The following is a 21,508-nucleotide window of genomic DNA, read 5'->3' as shown; positions in this document are numbered from 1 at the left end:
CTCCCGGTGCAGGGAGCCTCATCGCCTGTTCTCAGTGGCTCGGATGGAGCGCGTCGTTGAGATACATGCAGGTCAGCATGGTGAAGATATAGGCCTGGATGAGCGCCATCAGCAGTTCGAGCCCGGTCAGCGCCACCGTCATCAGCAGCGGCATGACCGCGGCCAGGATCCCGAGCGCCCCAAAGCCGCTGAGGCCCACGACGAAACCGGCGAAAACCTTGAGCGTGATGTGGCCGGCCAGCATGACCGCGAATAGACGAACCGAGTGGCTGACGGGACGCGAGAGGTAGGAGACCACCTCGATCGGGATGATGATCGGCGCCAGAATCAACGGCACGCCCGCCGGCATGAACAGCCTGAGGAAGCCGAAGCCGTGCCGGTAAAGGCCATAGAGCGTGACCGTCAGGAACACCAGCATGGCCAGCGCGAAGGTGACCGCGATATGGCTCGTCACCGTGAAGGCATAGGGGAACATGCCGATCAGGTTGGCGGTGAGGATGAACACGAAAAGCGAGAAGACCAGCGGGAAGAAGCGCATGCCCTTCTCGCCGGCATTGTCGCGCAGCGTCTTTGCCGCAAACTCATAGAGGATCTCTGCCGCCGACTGCGCCCGGTTCGGCACGAGGCCGCGTCTTCCCGTTGACAGGATCAGGAACAGACTGGCGATCGCCACCGTCAGCACCATATAGGCGGCCGAGTTGGTAAAGCTGATCTGGTGACAGCCGATCTCGGCGATCGGTAGGAGTGACTTGATCTCAAATTGTTCGATGGGTCCGGCTATCATCAACCTCATGTGTTGGCGGAGACGCATCGGCGGCGCGCGTCGGCGGCCGCCGGCGCGTCAATGTGTTGGATAAGCGATCGGCGGCCGAGGCCGTCCCACGAAGCGATTGCTTCCGATGGAATGACTAGAGCGCCGCGCGTTCAACTGAACGCGCAAAGGACGCTCTAGCACTTTGATTCTAGAGCATCTTTCCGCCTCCAGTGACTCCACTTGAGAGCGGGATGCTCTAGGCTGCTCAATAAAGGGAAAGGTCGCGCGGACGTGCCGCGAGCTTTGGGGCTGCATGATGCGATCGACTCCAAGTATCTCGGTCGAGATACTGGGGCCGTCCCCAGGCGAAGCACCGACGCGGGTCGTCCCGCGTGCGCCTGAGCTAGAGGCAATTTGCAGCGGGGTCAAGCTGGCTTGCGCCCGATCGTGGCTCGGGCGCTAGCCGAAGCGGCGATGATCCGCAAGCACGTCTTCGATCACCGTGAGCTGCTTTGCCTTCTCGCTTGCGGACGCGCCGGTCATGCCGGCAAGCACGATCAGCGCCTTCCACAGGGTCCAGCCACGCCCGCACGCCCAGGCACCGCGATCGAGTGCCATGCCATCACGGAAGACCTCGCGGCTCTCGCCGTGGAAGAACGTCCAGGCTATCGCCAGATCGCAGGCGGGGTCGCCGACACCCGAGGTGCCGAAATCGATGACCGCGCTCAAGCGACCTTGCTCGACCAAAAGGTTGCCCCAGGCGATGTCGCCGTGAAACCAGACGGGGGCCCCCTCGAATGGCGCAGCAAGGGCCGCTTCCCAGACCTCTCTGGCCGCCGCCGTGTCGACCTGTCCCTCAAGCAGTGCGAGCGCCTGGCGCGTCTGCTCGTCATAGAAGGCAGGCGGACCGCCGCGGTGGAAATTGTGGTCGCCAGGCAAGGGCCCACCCGCGGCATCCGCCTGCCGCAAGGCGCGCAGAAACCGCGTGAGATCCTTCGCCACTTGCCCGAGATCTGCGACCCGCTCCACGGCCAACGTTTCCCCCTGACGCCAGCGGTAGACCGACCAGGGCCAGGGAAAGCCTTCTCCCGGCATGCCCTTGGCCAGCGGCACGGGAATGGGCAGCGGCAATTGGGGAGCCAGCCGCGGCAGCCAGCGGTGCTCCTTATCCACTTGCAGCACATAGTGCTCGGCGCTCGGCAGGCGCACGGTCATCCGCTCGCCGAGCCGGAAGCTCCTGTTGTCCCAGCCGCCGGGCTCGATCGGACGCACCGCAAGATCCGACCACTGCGGAAACTGTGTCGCGATCAGCCGCCGTACCAGCGACGCATCGATCACAAGCTCGGCTGAATTCGGGTTTGCCATGACGTATTCCATTCGATGTTTGCGTCCAGCAAGCTATGTGATCGCCCCCGGATTTCAACTTCCTAGTTCACGGTAATTCTCGTTCAGCGGCGCGTTGTGTTGAGACGTGACAGTGGCTTGCCGATATCGGCGGTTGCATATTGCGACCGCGACGGATTTCGGGGATGAAGAAGGCCTAGACCCGTTGATAACTTGAGATCATGGAAGCCCGGCCGACCGATCACCTTTTGCTGGAGGTACCGCGCCTCATCGCGCCCCGCCGGGCAGGCGGGACCGCATGAGCACGCCCCGTGGCAAGACGCCGGCTCCAAAGCCTGCCGGTCGGACGGGACTGCGCTTCTTTCTCGTCGCTCTCATCCTGATCGTCACCGCCATTCTCGCGACGGCCCTGCTTGCCAACGAACAGCGCAACCTCAAGAAAGTTCTCGTGGCATTGGGTCTGCCGACGACCTTCCTGGCGAAGAGCAAGCCCTCCGAATCGACGGCCGAGAAGCCGGCAAGGCGCGAACCGCCACGCATCGCCCTGCCCGCCTGGACCTTCCAGGATCTGCAGACGCCGGAGCAGCAGTTCCTGCGCGTCATCCGCAGCGATCCCAAGGCGCTCTGCGACGAGTTGCGCGACGCCGGCTTTCGCGAACTCGAATGGAAAGCCGGTGCCGGTGAGCGTGCCCAATGGGAATGTTCGTCACTCGTCTCCTTCCCGCGTCCGGGCGAGGACAAGCCCTCATCGATCTTCATCTTCGTCAAAGGCAGCGGCGAGGAGGAAATCACCTCCTTCCGCGTCAAGCTCAACATCGAGCGACCGGAGGACCGCCAGGCCGTGACCACGGCAGCGGCGCGGGCAGCGGCGGTGTTCCTCGACCACGTGCGCTGGGCCGATGCCGCAAGCGTCACCCTGCAAATCCAGGCGCTGAAGGAATTCGATCTCAAGCGTTTCGGCAGCCGCATCCAGTTCAAGCGCGAGTCCGACGAGGTGACGCCGCGCTTTAACTTCCTTGCCAACCAGCCGCCGCGCGCGCGGCCGAAGAGCATTGCCGAGCTTTACTTCGACCGGAGCAAATGGCTCGCCTATGGCGATGCCGGACTGCGTAGCTTCGTCAAGGGCCCGACAGACTGGAACGTGCCGGCAAAAGTGCCGAATGGGAAGGAGCCAGCGACGGACGCCACATCAGGCGAGAAGCCCTCCGCGGGGCATGCGCCATGACGATCCCGTCACTCGCTGACTTAGGAAAGCAACGGCCTACCGATCGATCCGGGTCGAAAGGATAATCGAAGAAAGCGTCCGGTCGACGCCGTCGATCTCGCCAATGCGATCGATCAGAAGATCGAGTTCGCTGATCGACGTCGCCGCGACCACCGCGATAAGATCGAAACTGCCGCTGACAGAATGCAGCGTCTGGATTTCACGGATGGCACTGAGTTCGGGGGTCACGCGGCTCAGCGCCCGCGGCGCGATGGTGATCAGCACATGCGCCTTGACCAGCCCCTTCTCGTAGCTCTCCGACAGGCGCACGCCATAGCCGGCGATGATTCCCTCGCGCTCCAACCGCTCGATCCTCGCCTGCACTGTCGTGCGCGACAGGCCGAGCCGGCGCGCGATCGTCGCCGTCGGCATGCGGGCATTTTCGCTGAGGACGGCGAGGAGCTCTCGATCCTTATCCGTGATTTGCATTTCGTCGGTCCGGTTGGGCAATCTGCCGAATATCTATAGGCGATTTAGTCGTTTCAGCGCTTCAAATCAACAACCCCTCCCACGACAATAGGGGCACACACAGTTCTCATGCCCTGGGGGAAAGAATGAAGAATATCGTCGTCATCGGAGCAGGCAAGATCGGCTCCACCATCGCTCGCATGCTCGCCCATACCGGCGACTACAGCGTCTGCGTCGCCGACCGCAGCGCCGAGCAGCTGGAGCAGGTGGAAAAGCACGCTGCTATCACGACCGCGACGGTCGATATCGCCGACAAGAAGCAGCTCGTCGCTCTTCTGTCGGGCAAGTTTGCCGTCCTCAGCGCCGCTCCGTTCCACCTGACGGTCGCCATCGCCGAAGCCGCTGCTGAAGCCGGCATCCACTACCTGGACCTGACCGAAGACGTCGAATCCACTCGCCAGGTCAAGGCGATCGCCGCCAAGGCGAACACCGCCTTCATCCCGCAGTGCGGCCTCGCACCGGGCTTCATCTCGATCGTCGCCAACGATCTCGCCAGCCACTTTGAGACGCTGGAAAGCGTGCGCATGCGCGTTGGCGCCCTGCCGCAGTACCCGTCGAACGCGCTCAACTACAATCTTACCTGGAGCACCGACGGCGTTATCAACGAATATATCGAGCCCTGCGAAGCGATCGTCGAAAACAACCTCATCGAAGTGCCGGCCATGGAAGAGCGCGAAGAATTCTCGCTCGACGGCGTCACCTATGAAGCCTTCAACACCTCGGGCGGTCTCGGCACCCTCTGCGAAACGCTGAAGGGCAAGGTTCGCACGCTCAACTACAAGACGATCCGCTATCCGGGCCATGCCGCCATCATGAAGGCGCTCCTCAACGACCTCGGCCTGCGCCACCGCCGCGAAGTCCTCAAGGACATCTTCGAGAACGCCCTGCCGACCACCACCCAGGACGTCGTCGTGATCTTCGTTACGGTTTCGGGCTTCCGCAGCGGCCGCCTGATCCAGGAAACCTACGCCAACAAGGTCTATAGCGGCGTCGTTGCCGGCCGCATGCAGAGCGGTATCCAGATCACCACGGCAGGCAGCATCTGCGCCGTGCTCGATCTGCTCGCCGAAGGCAAGATCGCCTCGAAGGGCTTCGTTCGCCAGGAAGACATCAGCCTCGACACCTTCCTCGCAAACCGCTTCGGCCACTACTACGCTCAGAAGGGCGAAACCGAGCGCGTCGCCGGCTGATCCATCAGCTATAAGCGTGCCGAATTTGGAGCGGGACAGCCCTCCCGCTCTCACCTACGCAAAGCCCGGGTCTTGGCCCGGGCTTTTTTCGTGTCGTCCGATCATTCGGGCCTGCGGCGCAGTCTCATCAGACGCGCAAAGGTCGCTAGCACTTTGATTTGCTGCAGGTCTTCGTCCTTAAATCGAGGCCGATTCAAGGAGACATGCAGTAAGGGATTACCCCTTAGCTTCGGCCGAATTCGTCCTCGATACGGATGATGTCGTCTTCGCCGAGATAGGAGCCGGTGCGCACCTCAATCAGTTCCAGCGGGATTTTGCCCGGGTTGTGAAGCCGATGCACGATCCCCGGCGGAATATAGACCGACTCATTCTCGTGCAGCATTCGCGTTTCCCCGGACATCGTGATCTCCGCCGTGCCGCGCACCACGATCCAATGTTCCGCCCGATGATGATGCTTCTGCAGTGAGATCTTCTTGCCGGGGTTCACGCGCAGACGTTTGACGGCAAAGCGTTCTCCGTCCGAAATGGCCGCGACCGCCCCCCAGGGGCGATAGGACGTCGGGTGTATCTCGGTCAGCGCCGCCGTCTGTGGCGACTTCGCCAGCGTCTTGACGATGGAACCGACGCTCTGGCTATCGGCCAGCCGTCCGACATAGACGGCATCCTCGCCGGCAATGACGGCGACATCGTCCAGCCCTTGAACTGCAAGGTGAATGTCGCGCGACAGGACCAGCGAATTGCGCGTGTTCGACACCGTGGCCTTGTCGGTGACGACATTGCCGTCGCCGTCCTTTTCTCCCGTCTTCCAGACGGCGTCCCAGCTGCCGAGATCGGACCAGAGGAAGGAAGACGGCACCACGGCTGCCCGCTCGGTCTTTTCGAAGACCGCATAATCGACTGAAATATCAGGCGCGGCCGCGAAGCTCTCGGCATTCAGCCGCGTGAAGTCGAGATCCTTCTGAGCCCCGTCGACCGCGAGCTTCGTCGCTTCCCAGACTTGGGGCGCGTGGCGCTTCATCTCATCAAGAAAGGGTTTTACCGGCAGCATGAACATGCCGGAGTTCCAGAGGTAGCGCCCGGTCTCGAGCATTGCCTCGGCTTTGGCGCGGTCCGGCTTCTCGACGAACCGCGCCACACGGTTCGTGCCAGCCGTCAGTTCTTCGCCGCGCTCGATGTAGCCGTAGCCGGTCGCCGGTTCCGTCGGCGTGATGCCGAAGGTCACCAGTTCTCCGTGGCGGGCGGCCTGGTGCGCCCTGAGTATGCAATCCCTGTAGACCTCGCCGGCATCGATCTCATGGTCAGAAGCAAGCACCTGCATGACCGCACCCTTGCCGTAACGGCTGAGTACCTGGAAAGCCGCGGCAGTCAGCGCCGGCGCTGTGTTGCGTGCAACCGGCTCAAGGAGGATGTCGCCCAGATGTACGTCGATCGCCCGCGCCTGCTCCGCGACGATGAAGCGAAAGTCGCTGTTGGTGACGATGATGGCCGGCTCGAACTGGCCGGCGTCGCGCACGCGCTCCAGCGTCTGCTGGAACAGTGAACGATCGGAAAGGATCTGCAGGAATTGCTTCGGAGCGGCGGCGCGAGAGAGCGGCCACAAACGGGTGCCGCGCCCGCCCGCCATGATCACCGGAACAATCTTTGACGTCATGCCGGCGCCTCTTCTTCTTTGAGCTGAACTTTCAGGGACCAATAAAGGGCTTCTGATGAAGAATAGCTAAAGCGCCGATCCGGGCAAGCCATTCACCGACGCGAAGGCTAATACTGATGAGGAAGGGTATACGGTTGTCCGCCCGCATCCCGCTCCACTTAAGCGAAGCGTCACGGCAAAGAACTCGCGATCAACAAAAAACCCCGCACGAAGGCGGGGCTTTCGGATTTGCATTACCCTTCCGGGTGTCCCTTTCAGGCCGGGATCACGATCTCGCCGAGCTTCGTCAGTTCGGCGACGAACTGCTCGAGACGGGTCTTCTTCTCGTCGCCGGCGCCTTCCAGCTCGGCACGAACCGCATCGATGCGGTTTTCAAGAACCGTACGGTCGAGTTCGTCGACGTGGACGGCGGACTCGGCCAAAAGCGTGCAGCCGGTCGGCAGGATGTCGGCAAAGCCGCCGAACACAGCAAAGCGCTCGGTCTTGCCGTCCGCCGTCTTCACCGTGACCACGCCGGGCTTGACCGTCGTCATCGTCGGAGCGTGATTGGCCATCACGGTCATCTCGCCCTCGGTCGCCGGAATGACGACTTCCGTCACCTTTTCGGAGAGGAGCAGGCGCTCGGGGGAAACAAGCTCAAAGTTGAAATCGGCCATGACCATTCACTTCTCGTGGGCGCGCCACCTAAAAGGCGGCTGTGCATGTCTTCCCTGCCTTCTGATAAGGCAGGATGAAAGCCTCGGCGCTTGGATCGCGCCGAGGCTTAACAGTGCAATCAAGCGGCTTCAGCAGCCAGCTTCTTGGCCTTTTCGACCGCTTCTTCGATCGAGCCGACCATGTAGAAGGCAGCTTCCGGCAGGTGGTCGTATTCGCCGTTGACCAGGCCCTTGAAGCCCTTGATCGTGTCTTCGAGAGCGACGAGCTTGCCCGGCGAACCCGTGAAGACTTCGGCGACGAAGAACGGCTGCGACAGGAAGCGTTCGATCTTACGAGCGCGGGCAACGGCGATCTTGTCTTCTTCAGACAGTTCGTCCATGCCGAGGATGGCGATGATGTCCTGGAGCGACTTGTAGCGCTGCAGGGTCGTCTGCACCTTACGCGACACTTCGTAGTGCTCCTCGCCGACGATCATCGGGTCGAGCATGCGCGACGTGGAGTCGAGCGGGTCAACGGCCGGGTAGATGCCCTTTTCGGCGATCGAGCGCGACAGAACCGTCGTTGCGTCCAGGTGGGCGAACGAGGTAGCCGGCGCCGGGTCGGTCAAGTCGTCGGCCGGAACGTAAATGGCCTGAACCGAGGTGATCGAACCCTTGGTCGTCGTGGTGATGCGTTCCTGCATCTGACCCATGTCGGTCGCCAGCGTCGGCTGGTAACCCACGGCCGAAGGAATACGGCCGAGCAGAGCCGACACTTCGGAACCTGCCTGGGTGAAGCGGAAGATGTTGTCGACGAAGAACAGAACGTCCTGGCCCTTGTCGCGGAAGTCTTCAGCGATCGTGAGGCCCGTCAGAGCGACGCGAGCGCGGGCGCCCGGCGGTTCGTTCATCTGGCCGTAAACGAGCGCAGCCTTGGAGCCTGCGCCGCCGCCCTGCTTGTTAACGCCGGACTCGATCATTTCGTGGTAGAGGTCGTTGCCTTCGCGGGTGCGTTCACCCACGCCTGCAAACACCGAGTAACCACCGTGCGCCTTGGCGACGTTGTTGATCAGTTCCATGATGAGAACGGTCTTGCCGACGCCTGCACCACCGAAGAGGCCGATCTTGCCGCCCTTTGCGTAAGGCGCGAGAAGGTCGACGACCTTGATGCCGGTGACAAGGATCTGTGCTTCCGTCGACTGCTCGACGTAGGACGGCGCATCCTGGTGGATCGCGCGCTTGCCCGAGGTAACGAGCGGACCGGCTTCGTCGACCGGCTCGCCGATGACGTTCATGATGCGGCCGAGCGTTTCGTCGCCAACCGGAACCGTGATCGGCGCACCGGTGTCGGTGACCGGCTGGCCGCGCACGAGACCTTCGGTCGAGTCCATGGCGATCGTGCGGACGGAGTTTTCGCCGAGGTGCTGAGCGACTTCGAGAACGAGGCGGTTACCGTGGTTGTCGGTCTCCAGCGCGTTCAGGATCTGCGGAAGCTGGCCTTCTTCGAACACGACGTCAACGACGGCGCCGATGACCTGCGTTACGCGACCGACAGCGCCGGTTGCGGCAACTGCTGCGGTCTTGGCGGAAGCTGCCTTCCTCGGTGCAGCGGGCTTCTTCTCCACTGCGGTTTCTTTCGGGGTAGCTGCCTTAGCCATAATCCTTACCCTCTTTCCGTAACCTTAGAGCGCTTCCGCGCCCGAGATGATTTCAATGAGTTCCTTGGTGATCTGAGCCTGGCGCTGACGGTTATAGTTCAGCGTCAACTTGTTGATCATCTCACCAGCATTGCGCGTCGCATTGTCCATCGCGCTCATCTTCGCGCCCATTTCGCCGGCGACGTTCTCGAGCAGGGCCCGGAAGATCTGCACGGAAATGTTGCGCGGAATGAGGTCGCTCAGGATCGCGCCCGCGTCCGGCTCATATTCATAGACGGCCGAAGCATCCGATGCTTCCGCTGCGACCGGGCCGGCCGAAGCGGGGATCAGCTGCTGAGCCGTCGGAATCTGGGCGATAACGGACTTGAACTCGGAGTAGAACAGCGTGCAGACATCGAACTCGCCCTTTTCGAAGAGCGCGATGACCTTGTGGCCAATCTGGTCGGCGTTTTCGAAGCCGATCTTCTTGACTTCACGCAGGTCGACACGATCGATGATCAGCGACGCGAATTCGCGACGCAGAATATCGAAGCCCTTCTTGCCCACGCAGATGATCTTGACCGTCTTGCCGGCTGCGAGCAGCTTGCGAACGTGGTCGCGGGCATGACGGGCGATCTGCGAGTTGAAGCCGCCGCAAAGGCCGCGTTCAGCCGTGCAGACGACCAGAAGGTGCGTATCGTCCTTGCCGGTTCCGGTCATCAGGGCAGGCGCGCTGTCGTCCGCACCAACCGCCTGAGCGATGTTGGCGAGAACGGTAGCCATGCGCTGCGAGTAAGGCCGGGCGGCCTCGGCCGCCTCCTGCGCACGCCGAAGCTTCGCCGCGGCGACCATTTTCATCGCCTTGGTGATCTTCTGCGTCGCCTTGACGGAGGCGATCCGGTTCTTCAGATCCTTAAGTGAAGGCATCCGTTATCCGTCCTAAATGAAATCCGCTCAGGCGAAAGACTTGGCGAAGCTGTCGATTGCAGCCTTCAGCTTGCCCTTGACGTCGTCGGAGATCGCCTTGTCCTTGCGGATGGTTTCCAGGATGTCCTTGCCTTCCGAACGCATGTACGAAAGCAGGCCCTGCTCGAACTTGCCGACCTGGTTGACCGGCAGCTTGTCGAGGTAACCGTTGACGCCAGCGAAGATGACCGCGACCTGCTCTTCCGTCTTCAGCGGCGAGAACTGCGGCTGCTTCAGGAGTTCGGTCAGGCGGGCACCGCGGTTCAGCAGGCGCTGCGTAGCGGCATCGAGGTCCGAGCCGAACTGCGCGAAGGCGGCCATTTCACGATACTGAGCGAGTTCGCCCTTGATCGAGCCGGCAACCTGCTTCATCGCCTTGATCTGCGCGGCAGAGCCGACGCGCGAAACCGACAGACCGACGTTAACGGCCGGACGGATGCCCTGGTAGAACAGGTCGGTTTCAAGGAAGATCTGGCCGTCGGTGATCGAGATCACGTTGGTCGGGATGAACGCCGAAACGTCATTGCCCTGCGTTTCGATGACCGGCAGAGCCGTCAGCGAACCGGCGCCATTGTCGTCCGAGAGCTTTGCAGCGCGCTCGAGCAGGCGGGAGTGCAGGTAGAAAACGTCGCCCGGATAAGCTTCGCGGCCCGGCGGGCGGCGCAGCAGGAGCGACATCTGACGGTAGGAAACAGCCTGCTTCGACAGGTCGTCGTAGCCGATGAGGGCATGCTTGCCGTTGTCACGGAAGTATTCGCCCATCGCGCAACCGGCGAACGGTGCGAGGTACTGCATCGGAGCCGGGTCGGATGCGGTTGCAGCAACGATGATCGAGTACTGCAGAGCGCCACGCTCTTCCAGAACCTTCACGAACTGGGCAACCGTCGAACGCTTCTGGCCGATTGCGACGTAGACGCAATACAGCTTGTCACCTTCCGGACCATTGTCGTGAATGGCCTTCTGGTTGAGGATCGTGTCAAGGATGATCGCGGTCTTGCCGGTCTGGCGGTCGCCGATGACGAGCTCGCGCTGGCCACGACCAACCGGGATCAGAGCGTCGATGGCCTTGAGGCCGGTCGACATCGGCTCATGAACCGACTTGCGCGGAATGATACCCGGAGCCTTGACGTCAACGCGCGAGCGCTGCTTGGCGTTGATCGGGCCCTTGCCGTCGATCGGGTTGCCGAGCGCGTCGACGACGCGGCCGAGCAGTTCCGGACCAACCGGGACGTCCACGATGGCGCCGGTCCGCTTGACGGTGTCGCCTTCCTTGATGTCACGGTCCGAACCGAAAATAACGACACCGACGTTGTCGGCTTCGAGGTTCAGCGCCATGCCGCGAATTCCACCCGGGAATTCGACCATCTCGCCTGCCTGAACATTGTCGAGGCCGTAGACGCGGGCAATACCGTCACCGACGGAAAGCACCTGACCGACTTCGGAGACTTCTGCTTCCTGGCCGAAATTTTTGATCTGATCTTTGAGAATTGCGGAAATTTCCGCGGCGCGGATATCCATCAGCCGACCTCTTTCAGTGCAAGCTTAAGGGTAGAGAGTTTGGTGCGAAGGGAGGTGTCAATCTGGCGGGACCCGACCTTGACGATCAGACCTCCAAGAATAGACGGGTCGACGGTGACGTTGACCGTCACGTCTTTGCCGGTGACGCTTTTCAGCGTCGCCTTCAATTCGTTTTCCTGCACTGCAGAGAGCGCATGGGCCGACGTGACGTCGGCGGAGACTTCGCCACGATGGCGTGCGGCGATCAGGCGGAACGCCTTGATCATGCCCGGCAGCGCGAAGAGGCGGCGATTGCGGGCAACGACCTTGAGGAAGTTGCCGACGAGCCCGGAGATACCAGCCTTCTCGGCAACTGCCGAAATGGCCTTGAACTGGTCGTCTGCAGAAAAGACCGGGCTTACGATCAGCCGCTTCAGATCATCGCTGCCGTCGATCAGGGCCTGGACGCGGGTCAGATCCGCGCCGACTGCCTCGACGGAACCGGCGCCGAGCGCGAGTTCAAAAAGCGAGGACGCGTATCTTTCTGCAACACCGGAAATAAGCTGGGATGTGTCTGCCACGGGCACAAGCTTCTCTCATTTTCATCCAAGAACCGAGCTGGCGGTGGGCCGTCAACTTAAATTCTTGAATTTGCTGCAATAATTTGCAGGATATCGAGGCCTGGCGACCCACTTCCCCCGCAATTCGCGGTTCGTCTAGCATAGGATGTTTGGACTCGCAACACGCGAACGGCAGGAATGCGGCATAAGTCGGCCACCTTGGCCGAATTTTGCCGTAAATTCGTTTCCTGCGTTGTGAATCGCGGAACGGCCCGCGGCACGATCAGATCATGCCGAAGACGTATGCGAGCGGAAGGATGGCGAGTGCCGCCTGAACGAAGAGCGCCAGCCAGTTGTAGACCGTGCCGCCGTTGTCGCTCATCATCGAGAGGATTCGGCCGAAGGCGGCAAGCGCGAACGCCGCTCCGACTGCAAGATAGACCATCGGCTGCGCCAGGAGGATCGCGGCAAGGCCGAGCCCCACATGCATGCCGCCCATGGTGGAGCGTGCCTCGGCATAACCGCCGCGCCGCCCCTCGGCAATGCCGATGCCAGCCGCACGAAAGGTAAGCCGCGGCGCAAACAGCATGACGACGCCGATCAGCGCCGCAGCCACGGCCGCGCAGAAGGCGAGGAATTCGCCGGTTTCCGTCGGAATGTAGAATTCCATGCCCGTTCCTGCAGATGAGCCCTTGTCATGCCGTTTCGTCTTCGGCCGAAGCGGCGCGTCCTTGACCTCTAGCGCATGTCGCCCCGGTTGTGAATCGCCCGCGGCCTGTTCAACGCGACGATCACAGGAAACTTGAATTTACAGGAAGCTTTGGGGATCGATGTCGAGCTGGACGCTGATCGAGCCGCGCTCCTTGGGGCCGGCGGCGATCATCGCCTTGACGAAAGCCTGCATGTCGCTGTTGCGCCGGCCATGCACCAGCAGGCGGAAGCGATGCCGTCCACGGATCAGCGCCAGCGGCGCCTCCGCCGGGCCGAGAATGGTGATGCCGTCGGTCCGCGGCGCAGCCATGCGCAAGCCCCGCGCATGGCCCTCGGCATCCTGACGGGTATCGGCCGAAACGATCAGCGAGGCGAGCCGGCCGAAGGGCGGCAGCAAGGCCTTTTCGCGCTCGGCGATCTCTCGGTCGTAGAAGGCATCCGCATCGCCGGAGACGATGGCCTGCATCACCGGATGCTGCGGCTGGTAGGTCTGCAACAGGCCGAGACTCTTGAGGCCGGTTCGCCCGGCGCGGCCGGTCACCTGCGAAAGAAGCTGGAACGTCCGCTCGGCTGCCCGCGGATCGCCATTGGCCAAGCCGAGGTCGGCATCGACGATGCCGACCAGCGTCATCAGCGGAAAGTTATGCCCCTTGGCGACAAGCTGGGTGCCGATGACGATGTCCGCTTCGCCGCGCGCAATGGCGTCGAGTTCCAGCCGCAGCCGCTTGACGCCCATGAGGTCGGAGGACAGCACGATCGTGCGCGCCTCGGGGAAATGCCGCTCCACCTCCTCGGCAATGCGTTCGACCCCCGGGCCGCAGGCAACGAGATGATCGAGCGTGCCGCATTCGGGGCAGGCCTCCGGCGTCTTCTCCGTATAGCCGCAATGGTGGCACTGGATCTGCCCGCGGAAGCGGTGTTCGACGAGCCAGCTTGAACAGTCCGGGCACTGGAAGCGATGGCCGCAGACGCGGCAGAGCGTCAGCGGCGCATAACCGCGGCGGTTGAGGAAAAGCAGCGCCTGTTCGCCGCGCTCAACGGCCTTGCCGATCTGGTTGATGAGAACCGGCGAAAGGAAGCCGCCGCGCGCCGGCGGATGCTGGCGCATATCGACCACGCCGAGCCGCGGCAGCGCCGCATCGCCGAAACGCGTCGGCAGGTGGATCGGCTTGTAACGGCCGACTTCGCCATTGACTCGGCTTTCGACCGATGGCGTCGCCGAGACGAGCACGACGGGAAAGCCGGTGATCCGACCGCGCACGACCGCCATGTCGCGCGCATTGTAGAAGACGCGGTCTTCCTGCTTGTAGGCCGGGTCGTGCTCTTCGTCGACGATGATGAGACCGAGCTCTTCGAACGGCAGGAACAGCGCGGACCGCGCGCCGGCAACGACACGCACCGTGCCGGTCGTCACCTGGCGCCAGACCTTTTCGCGCGTCCGCGGCGCAAGGTCCGAGTGCCACTCCGCCGGCTTCGCCCCGAAACGATCCTGGAAGCGCTCGAGGAAACTCGATGTCAGCGCGATCTCCGGCAAGAGTATCAGCACTTGCTTGCCTGCCCGAAGCGTCGCGGCAATCGCCTCGAAATAAACCTCGGTCTTGCCGGAGCCGGTGATGCCGTCGATCAGCGACACAGAGAAGCCGCCCTCCTCCACCGCCGCCAGGAGATCGGCTGCCGCATCCTTCTGGGGCCCTTCGAGCCGGGGCGCGACAAAATCGGGATCAGGCAAGGCAACCACCGGCGGCGGCGCCATGAATACGGTTTCTAAGACGCCTTGCTGCGTCAGCCCCTCGATCACGCTCGACGATGTGCCGGCCGCATGCGCAAGCCCGGAGCGCGTCCAGGAGAGGCCGTCGCTCGCGGTCGCGATGACGCGCTCACGAGCCGCCGTCATGCGCTCCGGTCGCATCTCCGTGAGGCGCAGCGCTTCCACCATCGGCTCCGGATCGAAGGCCGCCGGTGCCCGGAGCGCCATGCGCGCGACGAGCCCCGGCGGCGTCACAGTGTAGGCAGCAACCCAGTCAAGAAAAGTTCGCATGTCCCTCGTCAGCGGCGGGCAGTCAAAAACCTTCTCGATTGTCTTGAGTTTCTTCGGATCGACATTGCCGTCATCGTCTCCATCCCAGACCACGCCGACGACGAGACGGGGGCCGAGCGGCACCTGCACGATCGAGCCCGGCTCGACCGCCATGCCGTCGGGAACCGCATAGGAATAGGCTTTCGGCGCCGGCATGGGCACCAGGACCGGCACGACGCGACGGGCAGAAATCGGCCCGAGCAAATCGCCGAATAAATCGGTTGAATCGCGAGTCATTTTGCCGTGACCTTGCCACGTGTTTCGGTTAAAGAAAACTGCGCTGCGAACCGCAGCCTTGCCGGCGCAGGGTTTGTCACGGTTCCACCAGAGTTTCAACGCGCGCGATCTCTGCCAACGGAATTCCTCCCCGGTAGAGATGCGCCCGAGCGGCAATCGTGCCCAAGGAGTGACTCCATGAAATTTTTCGTTGATACCGCCGACGTCAAGGAAATCCGCGAGCTGAACGATCTCGGCCTTCTCGATGGCGTCACCACCAACCCGTCGCTGATCCTGAAGTCGGGCCGCGACATCACGGAAGTCACCAAGGAAATCTGCTCGATCGTCGAAGGCCCGGTTTCGGCTGAAGTGACCGCCACCGAATACGCCGAGATGATGAAGGAAGCGGCCGTTCTTTCGAAGATCGCCGACAACATCTGCATCAAGCTGCCGCTGACGCTCGACGGTCTCAAGGCCTGCAAGGCGCTGACCTCGGACGGCCACCAGACCAACGTGACGCTGTGCTTCTCGGCCAATCAGGCCCTGCTCGCCGCCAAGGCCGGCGCGACCTTCGTTTCGCCCTTCGTCGGCCGCCTCGACGACATCGCCTTCGATGGCATGGACCTGATCCGCGAGATCCGCCACATCTTCGACAACTACGGCTATGAGACCGAGATCCTTGCAGCCTCGATCCGCACCGTGAACCACGTCAAGGAAGCCGCCCTCATCGGCGCCGACGTCATCACCGCGCCGCCGGCAACGCTGAAGGCTCTGGTCAAGCACCCGCTGACCGACAAGGGCCTCGAAATGTTCCTGGCCGACTGGGCCAAGACCGGCCAGAAGATCGCCTGATTGCTTCAGGAATGAATGAAAACCCCGCATCGCTGCGGGGTTTTTTGTTGCCTACTCGTCGTCGTCCATCAGCCCCGTCAGCCGCATGCCATCGATCCAGGTGGCGCTGTCCTTGCGGATCACCCGGCGCGGACGGATGCCGCAACGCTGGCGCACTTCCTCCGCCAACCGCTCAGAATGAGTGACGATCCAGATCTGGCTTTCGCGCGAAGCGCTGGCGACCATGTCGGCGAGCGCCGGCAGCATGTCCGGATGCAGGCTCGTCTCCGGCTCGTTCAGCGCAATGAACCGGGGCCGGCGATAGGAAAGCAGCGCCGCCGCCAGCGCCAGGAACCGCATCTGCCCATCCGACAGCTCGCGCGGCGAAAACGGCCGGTTGGGGAAATCCGGAAAGACCAGCGAAAACTCGGCAAACTGTCCCGGTTCGGGAACGTCGAGATAGGCGCCGCCGAAGGCGTCGGCGACCGCTCGATCGAGATCAACCGTATCCTCACGTGTGTGCCTGAGCGTCGCAAACACCGCAGCCATGTTGACACCCGTCTCGTCAAGCATCGGCGCCGTCACGGCGAGGCAAGGCAACCGCAACGGCGAATCGCGATCGGTGCGGAAGCCATGGAAGAACCGCCATTGGTCGACCGCGCGGCGAAAGGTGCCGACCTCCGGATAGTGGCCGGCATCGCCGAGCAGCGAGATCGCCGTTTCCGAGGTCAGAGCCGTTTCCGGATAGTCCTCCATCCGCCCGCGGTCGCCGCGCACGAAGATGCCGGGGCCGGACCGCTTCATCATCGTCACGGGACGGCGGCCGGTTTCAACGGTCAGTTCCTCTTCCTTGACCTGGGGCTCATAGGCAAACCCTGCGGCCGCCAAAGGCGGACGCAGCCCGGCCTCGATGCGGTAGCGAAAGGTGATCGCCCGCTCCTCATCCAGCAACTCGGTCTCGAGCCTTATGCGCGCCGGCTTGTCGGCGCGGCGGCGGCCACTCCAGAGCGCCGACGACATCCCGCCCTCCTCCGCGATCTCGCGCGCCAGAGTGCCGCGCGTCGCCGACTGCACGAGTTGAAGCGCACGATAGAGATTGGACTTGCCGACGCCGTTCTCGCCGATGAACAGGTTGACGCCCGTCAGATCCATGCGGATCGACTTCAACGAACGGTAGTTTTCGGCAAACATGGATTGAAGCTGCATGCCCAAGACCTAGCCGATCCGCCGCACGGCGTGAAGCCCGGCAGGCATGGCGCGGCTGATCGCTAGAGCGCGACCTCTGCTTGCAACCGGGGCTGGAACGCCACGTCCGCGTCCATGGCCAGATCGAACACCGTGTGCCGCTCGAGCGCCTTCGTCACCTCGCCAGGCTCACCTTCCAGCGCCTCCGGCGGGATCAGGTTGCCGATGCGGAAATCGAAGAAGTCGCCCTTCTTGTTGAGCAGCTCGTGGAACACGGTCATGTCGCGCAGTTCCGTCGACCATTTGGCGAACCAGTAGAACAGGCCGGAATTGCGGGCGCTCATGTGCACCGGCAGGATCGGCAGGCCGTATTTGCGCGCAAAGCCCACCGCAGACGTCTTCCACGGCCGCTCGTTGAGGCAGCCGTCCGCCCAATAGGCGATGCGCCCGGAAGGGAAGAGCACCGTCGCCTTGCCCTCGCCGATCGCCCGGTTGGTCACCTGCAGCGTCTCGCGGGCCTTCAGCTTGCTCTTGTGCTCCTCGCGCCATTCGACCGGGATGACCATCTCGACAAAGCGTGGATTGACGCGGATGGCGTCGCGATTGGCGAAGAACATCATGTCCGGCCGCCGTGTCTTGAGCAGGTCGAAAACAGCGATACCGTCGGCAATGCCGGTCGGATGGTTGCTGACGAGCAGGAAGCCGCCCTTGGCCGGAATGCGCTCGGCCCGGTCGACCCGCACCTCCAGCGAGAGAAGCGAACTCAGATGTTCGAAGGCCTGGAAGCCGGGCATGTTGGCGACCGCATCGGCGAACTCGTGCGCCTTGCGGTAGTTCAGCAACGCGTAGAGAAAAGGTCGCATCAACGGCCACATCGGGCTCTTGACGATGCGCTGCCCGCGCTCGGCAATCAGGGTGTCAACGATGTGACCAGGTTTTCCCTGTGAGACCAGGGCGAGTACTTCAGCAAAATGCGCGAATCCGTTCACCGAATCCCGTCCCACCATAGTCCGATCCGATTCTTTCCGGCTGACCATCGCAATTCTATATGATCGAAGAATGACAGATTCCAAGGGCGCATTAGCAAAAACATAAGATGCGTCAGGGCATTGTCGCCGATGGACCAACTTGGGAAGCGACAATGAACGAGCTCCTCGTCATCGGCCATCCGGAACTCCTTGCCGAACGCCAACGTTGGCTCAATGGGCTCATGCGGGAGCGGCGCCTCTCCGACAACACCGTCGAGGCCTATGAGCGCGACACCCGTCAATTCCTGACATTCCTGACCGGCCATCTGGCCGGGCCGCCGCGCCTTTCCGACATCCGGACGCTGCGGCCGGCGGATCTGCGCGGCTTCCTCGCCCAGCGCCGCAAGGGTGGCGCCGGTGCACGCACGCTCGGCCGTGGCCTCGCCGGTTTGCGCTCCTTCCTGCGCTTTCTCGAACGCAATGGCCTTGCGAACGCAGCAGGTGCCGCCGCCGTGCGCTCGCCGAAGCAGCCGAAATCCCTGCCGAAGCCGCTGACCGACCGAGAGGCGCTGAACGTCGTGACCTCGGAGGCGCAGCTTGCCGAGGAGCCCTGGATCGCCGCGCGCAATGCCGCGGTGCTGACCCTGCTCTATGGCTGCGGCCTGCGCATTTCCGAAGCGCTCGGGCTGACATCGGGCGATTTCGCCGACTCGCCCTCGTCGCTGCGCATCATCGGCAAAGGCGGCAAGACGCGGCTCGTGCCATTGATTCAGGCTGCGCGTGAAGCCGTCGCAGCCTATATCAAACTCTGCCCCTATCAGCCGCCTGCTGATGAACCGTTGTTTCGTGGTGCCCGTGGCGCCAAGCTGCAGCCGGCAATCATCCAGCGGGAAATGCAGAAGCTGCGCGGGGCCCTCGGCCTGCCGGACACGGCAACGCCGCATGCGCTGCGACACTCCTTCGCCACCCATCTGCTGGCCGGCGGCGGCGATCTGCGAACCATCCAGGAACTGCTCGGCCACGCCAGCCTGTCGACCACGCAGGTCTATACCGGTGTCGATTCCGCGCGGCTTCTGGAAATCTACGATCGCGCCCATCCGCGCGCCTGATTTTCGGCGAAACGATGGATTAACCATGCCCTTTAAGGAAGCCGTGACCGGCCCGGCCCTAGGGTTCAGCAACGACCGTCCGACCGTCGGGGAACAATGATGACCGCCTTTGCGAGACCTGATCGAAACCTGCCCCGCAACCTGCTTGCGCGGGTCGCTGACGATACGCTTTGGCTCATTGCCCTCTTGCATGTTGTTCTTGCCGCCAGCCTCGTCGTTGCACTCTTCTTCGTTGCGGAAGCCGATGCGCAGGAAGCCGAATGCGGCGGCTCGAATGTGCTCACCGCCCTTGCCAAGTCGGATCCGACCAAATTCGCCGCACTCGAAGCGGAAGCCGCCGCCGTGCCGAACGGCAAAGGCATCTTCTGGAAGATCGAGAAGGACGGCATCGCGGCCTCCTGGCTGCTCGGCACCATGCACGTGACCGATCCGCGCGTACTGGCGTTGCCTGCCGAGGCGCCGGCCGCTTTCGAAGCAGCCTCAACCGTCATCGTCGAATCGGACGAGATCGTCGACGAGAAGAAATCGGCCGCCGCGATCCTGATGCGGCCCGACCTCACCATGTTTCCGGACAACAAGACGATCGCCGATTTCCTGGAGCCCGGCGATCGCGAACAGCTCGAAGCGGGCCTCAAAGCCCGCGGCATTCCGCTGACGCTCGTTGCGCGCATGAAACCCTGGATGATCGCGAGCTTCGTCGCGTTGCCCGCCTGCGAGATCAGCCGCAAGGCGACCGGCGCCTCCTTCCTCGACAAGAAGATTGCCGAGGATGCGGTCAGCCAGGGCAAAACGCTCAAGGGCCTGGAGACGCTGATCGAACAGCTCGCAGCGATGGATTCGCTTCCGACAGAACTGCACCTGCGCGCGCTGATCGAGACGCTGGCGCTCGGCAAGACGATCGACGACGTCTTCGCGACAATGACCGATCTCTACCTTTCCGGCGACACCGGCATGATCATGCCGATGATGAGATCCGTTTCCGACAAGGGCTCCGCCGAGGATTTCGGCTATGCCGATTTCGAGCAGCGCATCATCGTCGACCGCAACAAGACGATGGCGACACGTGCCGAACCGATCCTGAAGGACGGCGGCGCTTTCATGGCGGTCGGAGCGCTGCACCTTCCGGGCAAGGAAGGTCTTGTCGAACTGCTCCGCGCCCAGGGCTTCACGGTCACGCGCGCCAACTGACTGGCGGGCGTTCAAGCCGGAGACTGATCAGCCAATCTGACCGCCCGGACCCGCCACCCGGGCCAGAAGCGTCGGCACGATCACCTTGTGAAACGGTGTGACCGCCGCCAGGTAAACCCGCCCGAGCGTATTGTGCCTGCGGACGAGCGTGGTGACGCCGACGATCTGGTTGACCGCGGATCCCGCCCTGACATCCACGACGATGCGAAAATCGAGATGCTTGTCGTCGAAACCGAGCACCACTTCGTCGTCGCTTTTCGACAGCACTGGAAACGCCCCGACCAGCCCGAAGCGACCCGGTTTCGGCGCTGCCGATTTCAGGCCAATGAGCGAGACCACGCGGTTGCGCAGGCGCAGCAGTTCGCGAATCCATCGCGGCGAACGGCCAAGCGAACGTTCGGCCGCTTCCGCAGCGGTCACGCCCTTGCCGTCGAGCGCGAGCTCGAATCGGTCGGCCCAATCGGCGTCGGGTAGATGCCGGTTCGGCAACGAGGTGGCCACGGCTCTCGGATTCATGTTTCCTCCTGACGCCACGGCGTCGCTTGTCCTTTGAGACATGATTGCGCCCTCCGTCGTGCCTGGACAGGAGACCGCTTGTCGCAGCCCTCGGTCCAATCGTCACACCCAGTCTGCCGCCGGGGCCGTCATTCGCCGATGCGGTGAGGCCCCTTCCCTTCGCGCCGACAAGCTGCATAACTCAAGCTGAGCGTTGCAAATTCTGGAGATGGACAATGGAAACCAGCCACGACACACGCGAACTCGAAATGGTCGTGCTGATGACGCCGGACATGGCGAATTTCAGCGGCAAGGTCCATGGCGGCGCGCTGCTCAATCTCCTGGATCGCGTGGCGTTCTCATGCGCCTCGCGCTATTCGCAGCAATATGCGGTGACGCTTTCGGTCGACCAGGTGACCTTCCGCCAGCCCATCCACGTCGGCGAGCTCGTCACCTTCCGTGCCGCGGTCAACAATGCCGGCCGCACCTCGATGGAAATCGGCATCCGCGTCGAGGCCGAGAACATCAGGAGTGGCGAGCGGCGACACACCAACTCCTGTTACTTCACGATGGTCGCGGTCGACGCCGACGGCGCGCCGACGCCCGTACCTCCGCTGAACACTGACACCGCCGACCGCAAGCGCCGGCAGCGCGCGGCCGAAGCACGACGCAGCCTCAGGCGGGAGTTCGAGGAGCGCTTCCACGCGCTCCGATCTGCTTCTGAAGAATGAGAGATAGTCGCCATCCGCCACGAAATCTCCG

The 21,508-nt window shown here is 62.9% G+C and carries 20 protein-coding genes; 6 read left to right on the top strand and 14 right to left on the bottom strand.

Features of this window, described 5'->3' with window-relative positions; translation table 11 throughout:
* Positions 1–31: 31 nt before the first annotated feature.
* Both AC070A_RS16120 and AC070A_RS16115 read right to left on the bottom strand, forming a co-directional pair.
* Positions 32–781 (bottom strand): F0F1 ATP synthase subunit A, encoded by a 750-nt coding sequence (locus tag AC070A_RS16120; protein ID WP_112995718.1) that lies wholly within the window; start codon positions 779–781, stop codon positions 32–34.
* 432 nt (positions 782–1,213) lie between these two features.
* The gene (locus tag AC070A_RS16115) at positions 1,214–2,119 is read right to left on the bottom strand and encodes an aminoglycoside phosphotransferase family protein (protein ID WP_112995717.1); all 906 of its coding nucleotides are present in this window, start codon (positions 2,117–2,119) and stop codon (positions 1,214–1,216) included.
* 277 nt (positions 2,120–2,396) lie between these two features.
* Here AC070A_RS16115 and AC070A_RS16110 point away from each other — a divergent pair, with 277 nt between their 5' ends.
* Positions 2,397–3,323, top strand: coding sequence for a DUF6030 family protein (locus AC070A_RS16110; protein WP_255571356.1), 927 nt, complete (start codon positions 2,397–2,399; stop codon positions 3,321–3,323).
* A gap of 36 nt (positions 3,324–3,359) precedes the next feature.
* On the opposite strand, the gene AC070A_RS16105 is transcribed toward AC070A_RS16110, so the two are convergent.
* The gene (locus tag AC070A_RS16105) at positions 3,360–3,791 is read right to left on the bottom strand and encodes an Lrp/AsnC family transcriptional regulator (RefSeq protein WP_057255025.1); all 432 of its coding nucleotides are present in this window, start codon (positions 3,789–3,791) and stop codon (positions 3,360–3,362) included.
* 125 nt (positions 3,792–3,916) lie between these two features.
* Between AC070A_RS16105 and AC070A_RS16100 the strand changes: the two genes are divergently transcribed.
* Positions 3,917–5,020 (top strand): saccharopine dehydrogenase family protein, encoded by a 1,104-nt coding sequence (locus AC070A_RS16100; RefSeq protein ID WP_057255024.1) that lies wholly within the window; start codon positions 3,917–3,919, stop codon positions 5,018–5,020.
* A 223-nt stretch (positions 5,021–5,243) separates the two neighbouring features.
* Here AC070A_RS16100 and AC070A_RS16095 read toward each other — a convergent pair whose 3' ends face one another.
* From AC070A_RS16095 to AC070A_RS16060, 8 genes are all read right to left on the bottom strand, one after another.
* Positions 5,244–6,671 carry a mannose-1-phosphate guanylyltransferase/mannose-6-phosphate isomerase gene (locus AC070A_RS16095; protein WP_112995698.1) on the bottom strand — a complete coding sequence of 476 codons (1,428 nt, stop codon included), beginning with the start codon at positions 6,669–6,671 and terminating at the stop codon, positions 5,244–5,246.
* Positions 6,672–6,925: 254 nt separating this feature from the next.
* Positions 6,926–7,327, bottom strand: coding sequence for a F0F1 ATP synthase subunit epsilon (locus tag AC070A_RS16090; RefSeq protein ID WP_057255102.1), 402 nt, complete (start codon positions 7,325–7,327; stop codon positions 6,926–6,928).
* A 119-nt stretch (positions 7,328–7,446) separates the two neighbouring features.
* Complete coding sequence (gene atpD / locus AC070A_RS16085) at positions 7,447–8,964, bottom strand: F0F1 ATP synthase subunit beta (RefSeq protein ID WP_113736640.1); 1,518 nt, start codon at positions 8,962–8,964, stop codon at positions 7,447–7,449.
* Between the two features lie 24 nt (positions 8,965–8,988).
* Complete coding sequence (locus tag AC070A_RS16080) at positions 8,989–9,870, bottom strand: F0F1 ATP synthase subunit gamma (RefSeq protein ID WP_058325690.1); 882 nt, start codon at positions 9,868–9,870, stop codon at positions 8,989–8,991.
* A gap of 27 nt (positions 9,871–9,897) precedes the next feature.
* A complete protein-coding gene (atpA, locus tag AC070A_RS16075) occupies positions 9,898–11,427 on the bottom strand; it encodes a F0F1 ATP synthase subunit alpha (RefSeq protein ID WP_057255020.1) in 1,530 nt (509 codons plus the stop codon).
* Complete coding sequence (locus AC070A_RS16070) at positions 11,427–11,987, bottom strand: F0F1 ATP synthase subunit delta (protein ID WP_058325691.1); 561 nt, start codon at positions 11,985–11,987, stop codon at positions 11,427–11,429. The genes atpA and AC070A_RS16070 overlap by 1 nt, the downstream gene beginning before the upstream one ends.
* 262 nt (positions 11,988–12,249) lie before the next feature.
* A complete protein-coding gene (locus AC070A_RS16065; RefSeq protein WP_057255018.1) occupies positions 12,250–12,636 on the bottom strand; it encodes an AGROH133_08824 family phage infection protein in 387 nt (128 codons plus the stop codon).
* Positions 12,637–12,774: 138 nt separating this feature from the next.
* Positions 12,775–14,991, bottom strand: coding sequence for a primosomal protein N' (locus AC070A_RS16060; RefSeq protein WP_112995697.1), 2,217 nt, complete (start codon positions 14,989–14,991; stop codon positions 12,775–12,777).
* A 177-nt stretch (positions 14,992–15,168) separates the two neighbouring features.
* Between AC070A_RS16060 and fsa the strand changes: the two genes are divergently transcribed.
* On the top strand, positions 15,169–15,822 hold the full coding sequence (fsa, locus tag AC070A_RS16055) for a fructose-6-phosphate aldolase (protein WP_057255016.1): 654 nt from the start codon (positions 15,169–15,171) through the stop codon (positions 15,820–15,822).
* Between the two features lie 51 nt (positions 15,823–15,873).
* Here fsa and AC070A_RS16050 read toward each other — a convergent pair whose 3' ends face one another.
* Entirely contained in the window at positions 15,874–17,007 is a 1,134-nt protein-coding gene (locus AC070A_RS16050) for an AAA family ATPase (RefSeq protein WP_112995696.1), read from the bottom strand.
* 62 nt (positions 17,008–17,069) lie between these two features.
* Positions 17,070–17,993: a GNAT family N-acetyltransferase gene (locus AC070A_RS16045; protein ID WP_057255014.1), complete on the bottom strand. Its 924-nt coding sequence runs from the start codon at positions 17,991–17,993 to the stop codon at positions 17,070–17,072.
* Between the two features lie 134 nt (positions 17,994–18,127).
* On the opposite strand from AC070A_RS16045, the gene AC070A_RS16040 reads away from it, so the two are divergent.
* Positions 18,128–19,063 carry a tyrosine recombinase XerC gene (locus tag AC070A_RS16040; protein WP_112995695.1) on the top strand — a complete coding sequence of 312 codons (936 nt, stop codon included), beginning with the start codon at positions 18,128–18,130 and terminating at the stop codon, positions 19,061–19,063.
* A gap of 99 nt (positions 19,064–19,162) precedes the next feature.
* The gene (locus AC070A_RS16035) at positions 19,163–20,251 is read left to right on the top strand and encodes a TraB/GumN family protein (protein WP_113736639.1); all 1,089 of its coding nucleotides are present in this window, start codon (positions 19,163–19,165) and stop codon (positions 20,249–20,251) included.
* Between the two features lie 27 nt (positions 20,252–20,278).
* On the opposite strand, the gene AC070A_RS16030 is transcribed toward AC070A_RS16035, so the two are convergent.
* Positions 20,279–20,767, bottom strand: a complete 489-nt coding sequence (locus AC070A_RS16030; protein WP_112995693.1) for a DUF2867 domain-containing protein — start codon at positions 20,765–20,767, stop codon at positions 20,279–20,281.
* Between the two features lie 215 nt (positions 20,768–20,982).
* Between AC070A_RS16030 and AC070A_RS16025 the strand changes: the two genes are divergently transcribed.
* Positions 20,983–21,477, top strand: coding sequence for an acyl-CoA thioesterase (locus tag AC070A_RS16025; protein WP_057255010.1), 495 nt, complete (start codon positions 20,983–20,985; stop codon positions 21,475–21,477).
* Positions 21,478–21,508: the final 31 nt, after the last annotated feature.

Source organism: Ensifer sp. GW101-20A05, assembly GCF_059424735.1.
The sequence above is the reverse complement of the archived record's forward strand: the minus strand, read 5'-3'. Positions and strand labels throughout refer to the sequence as shown.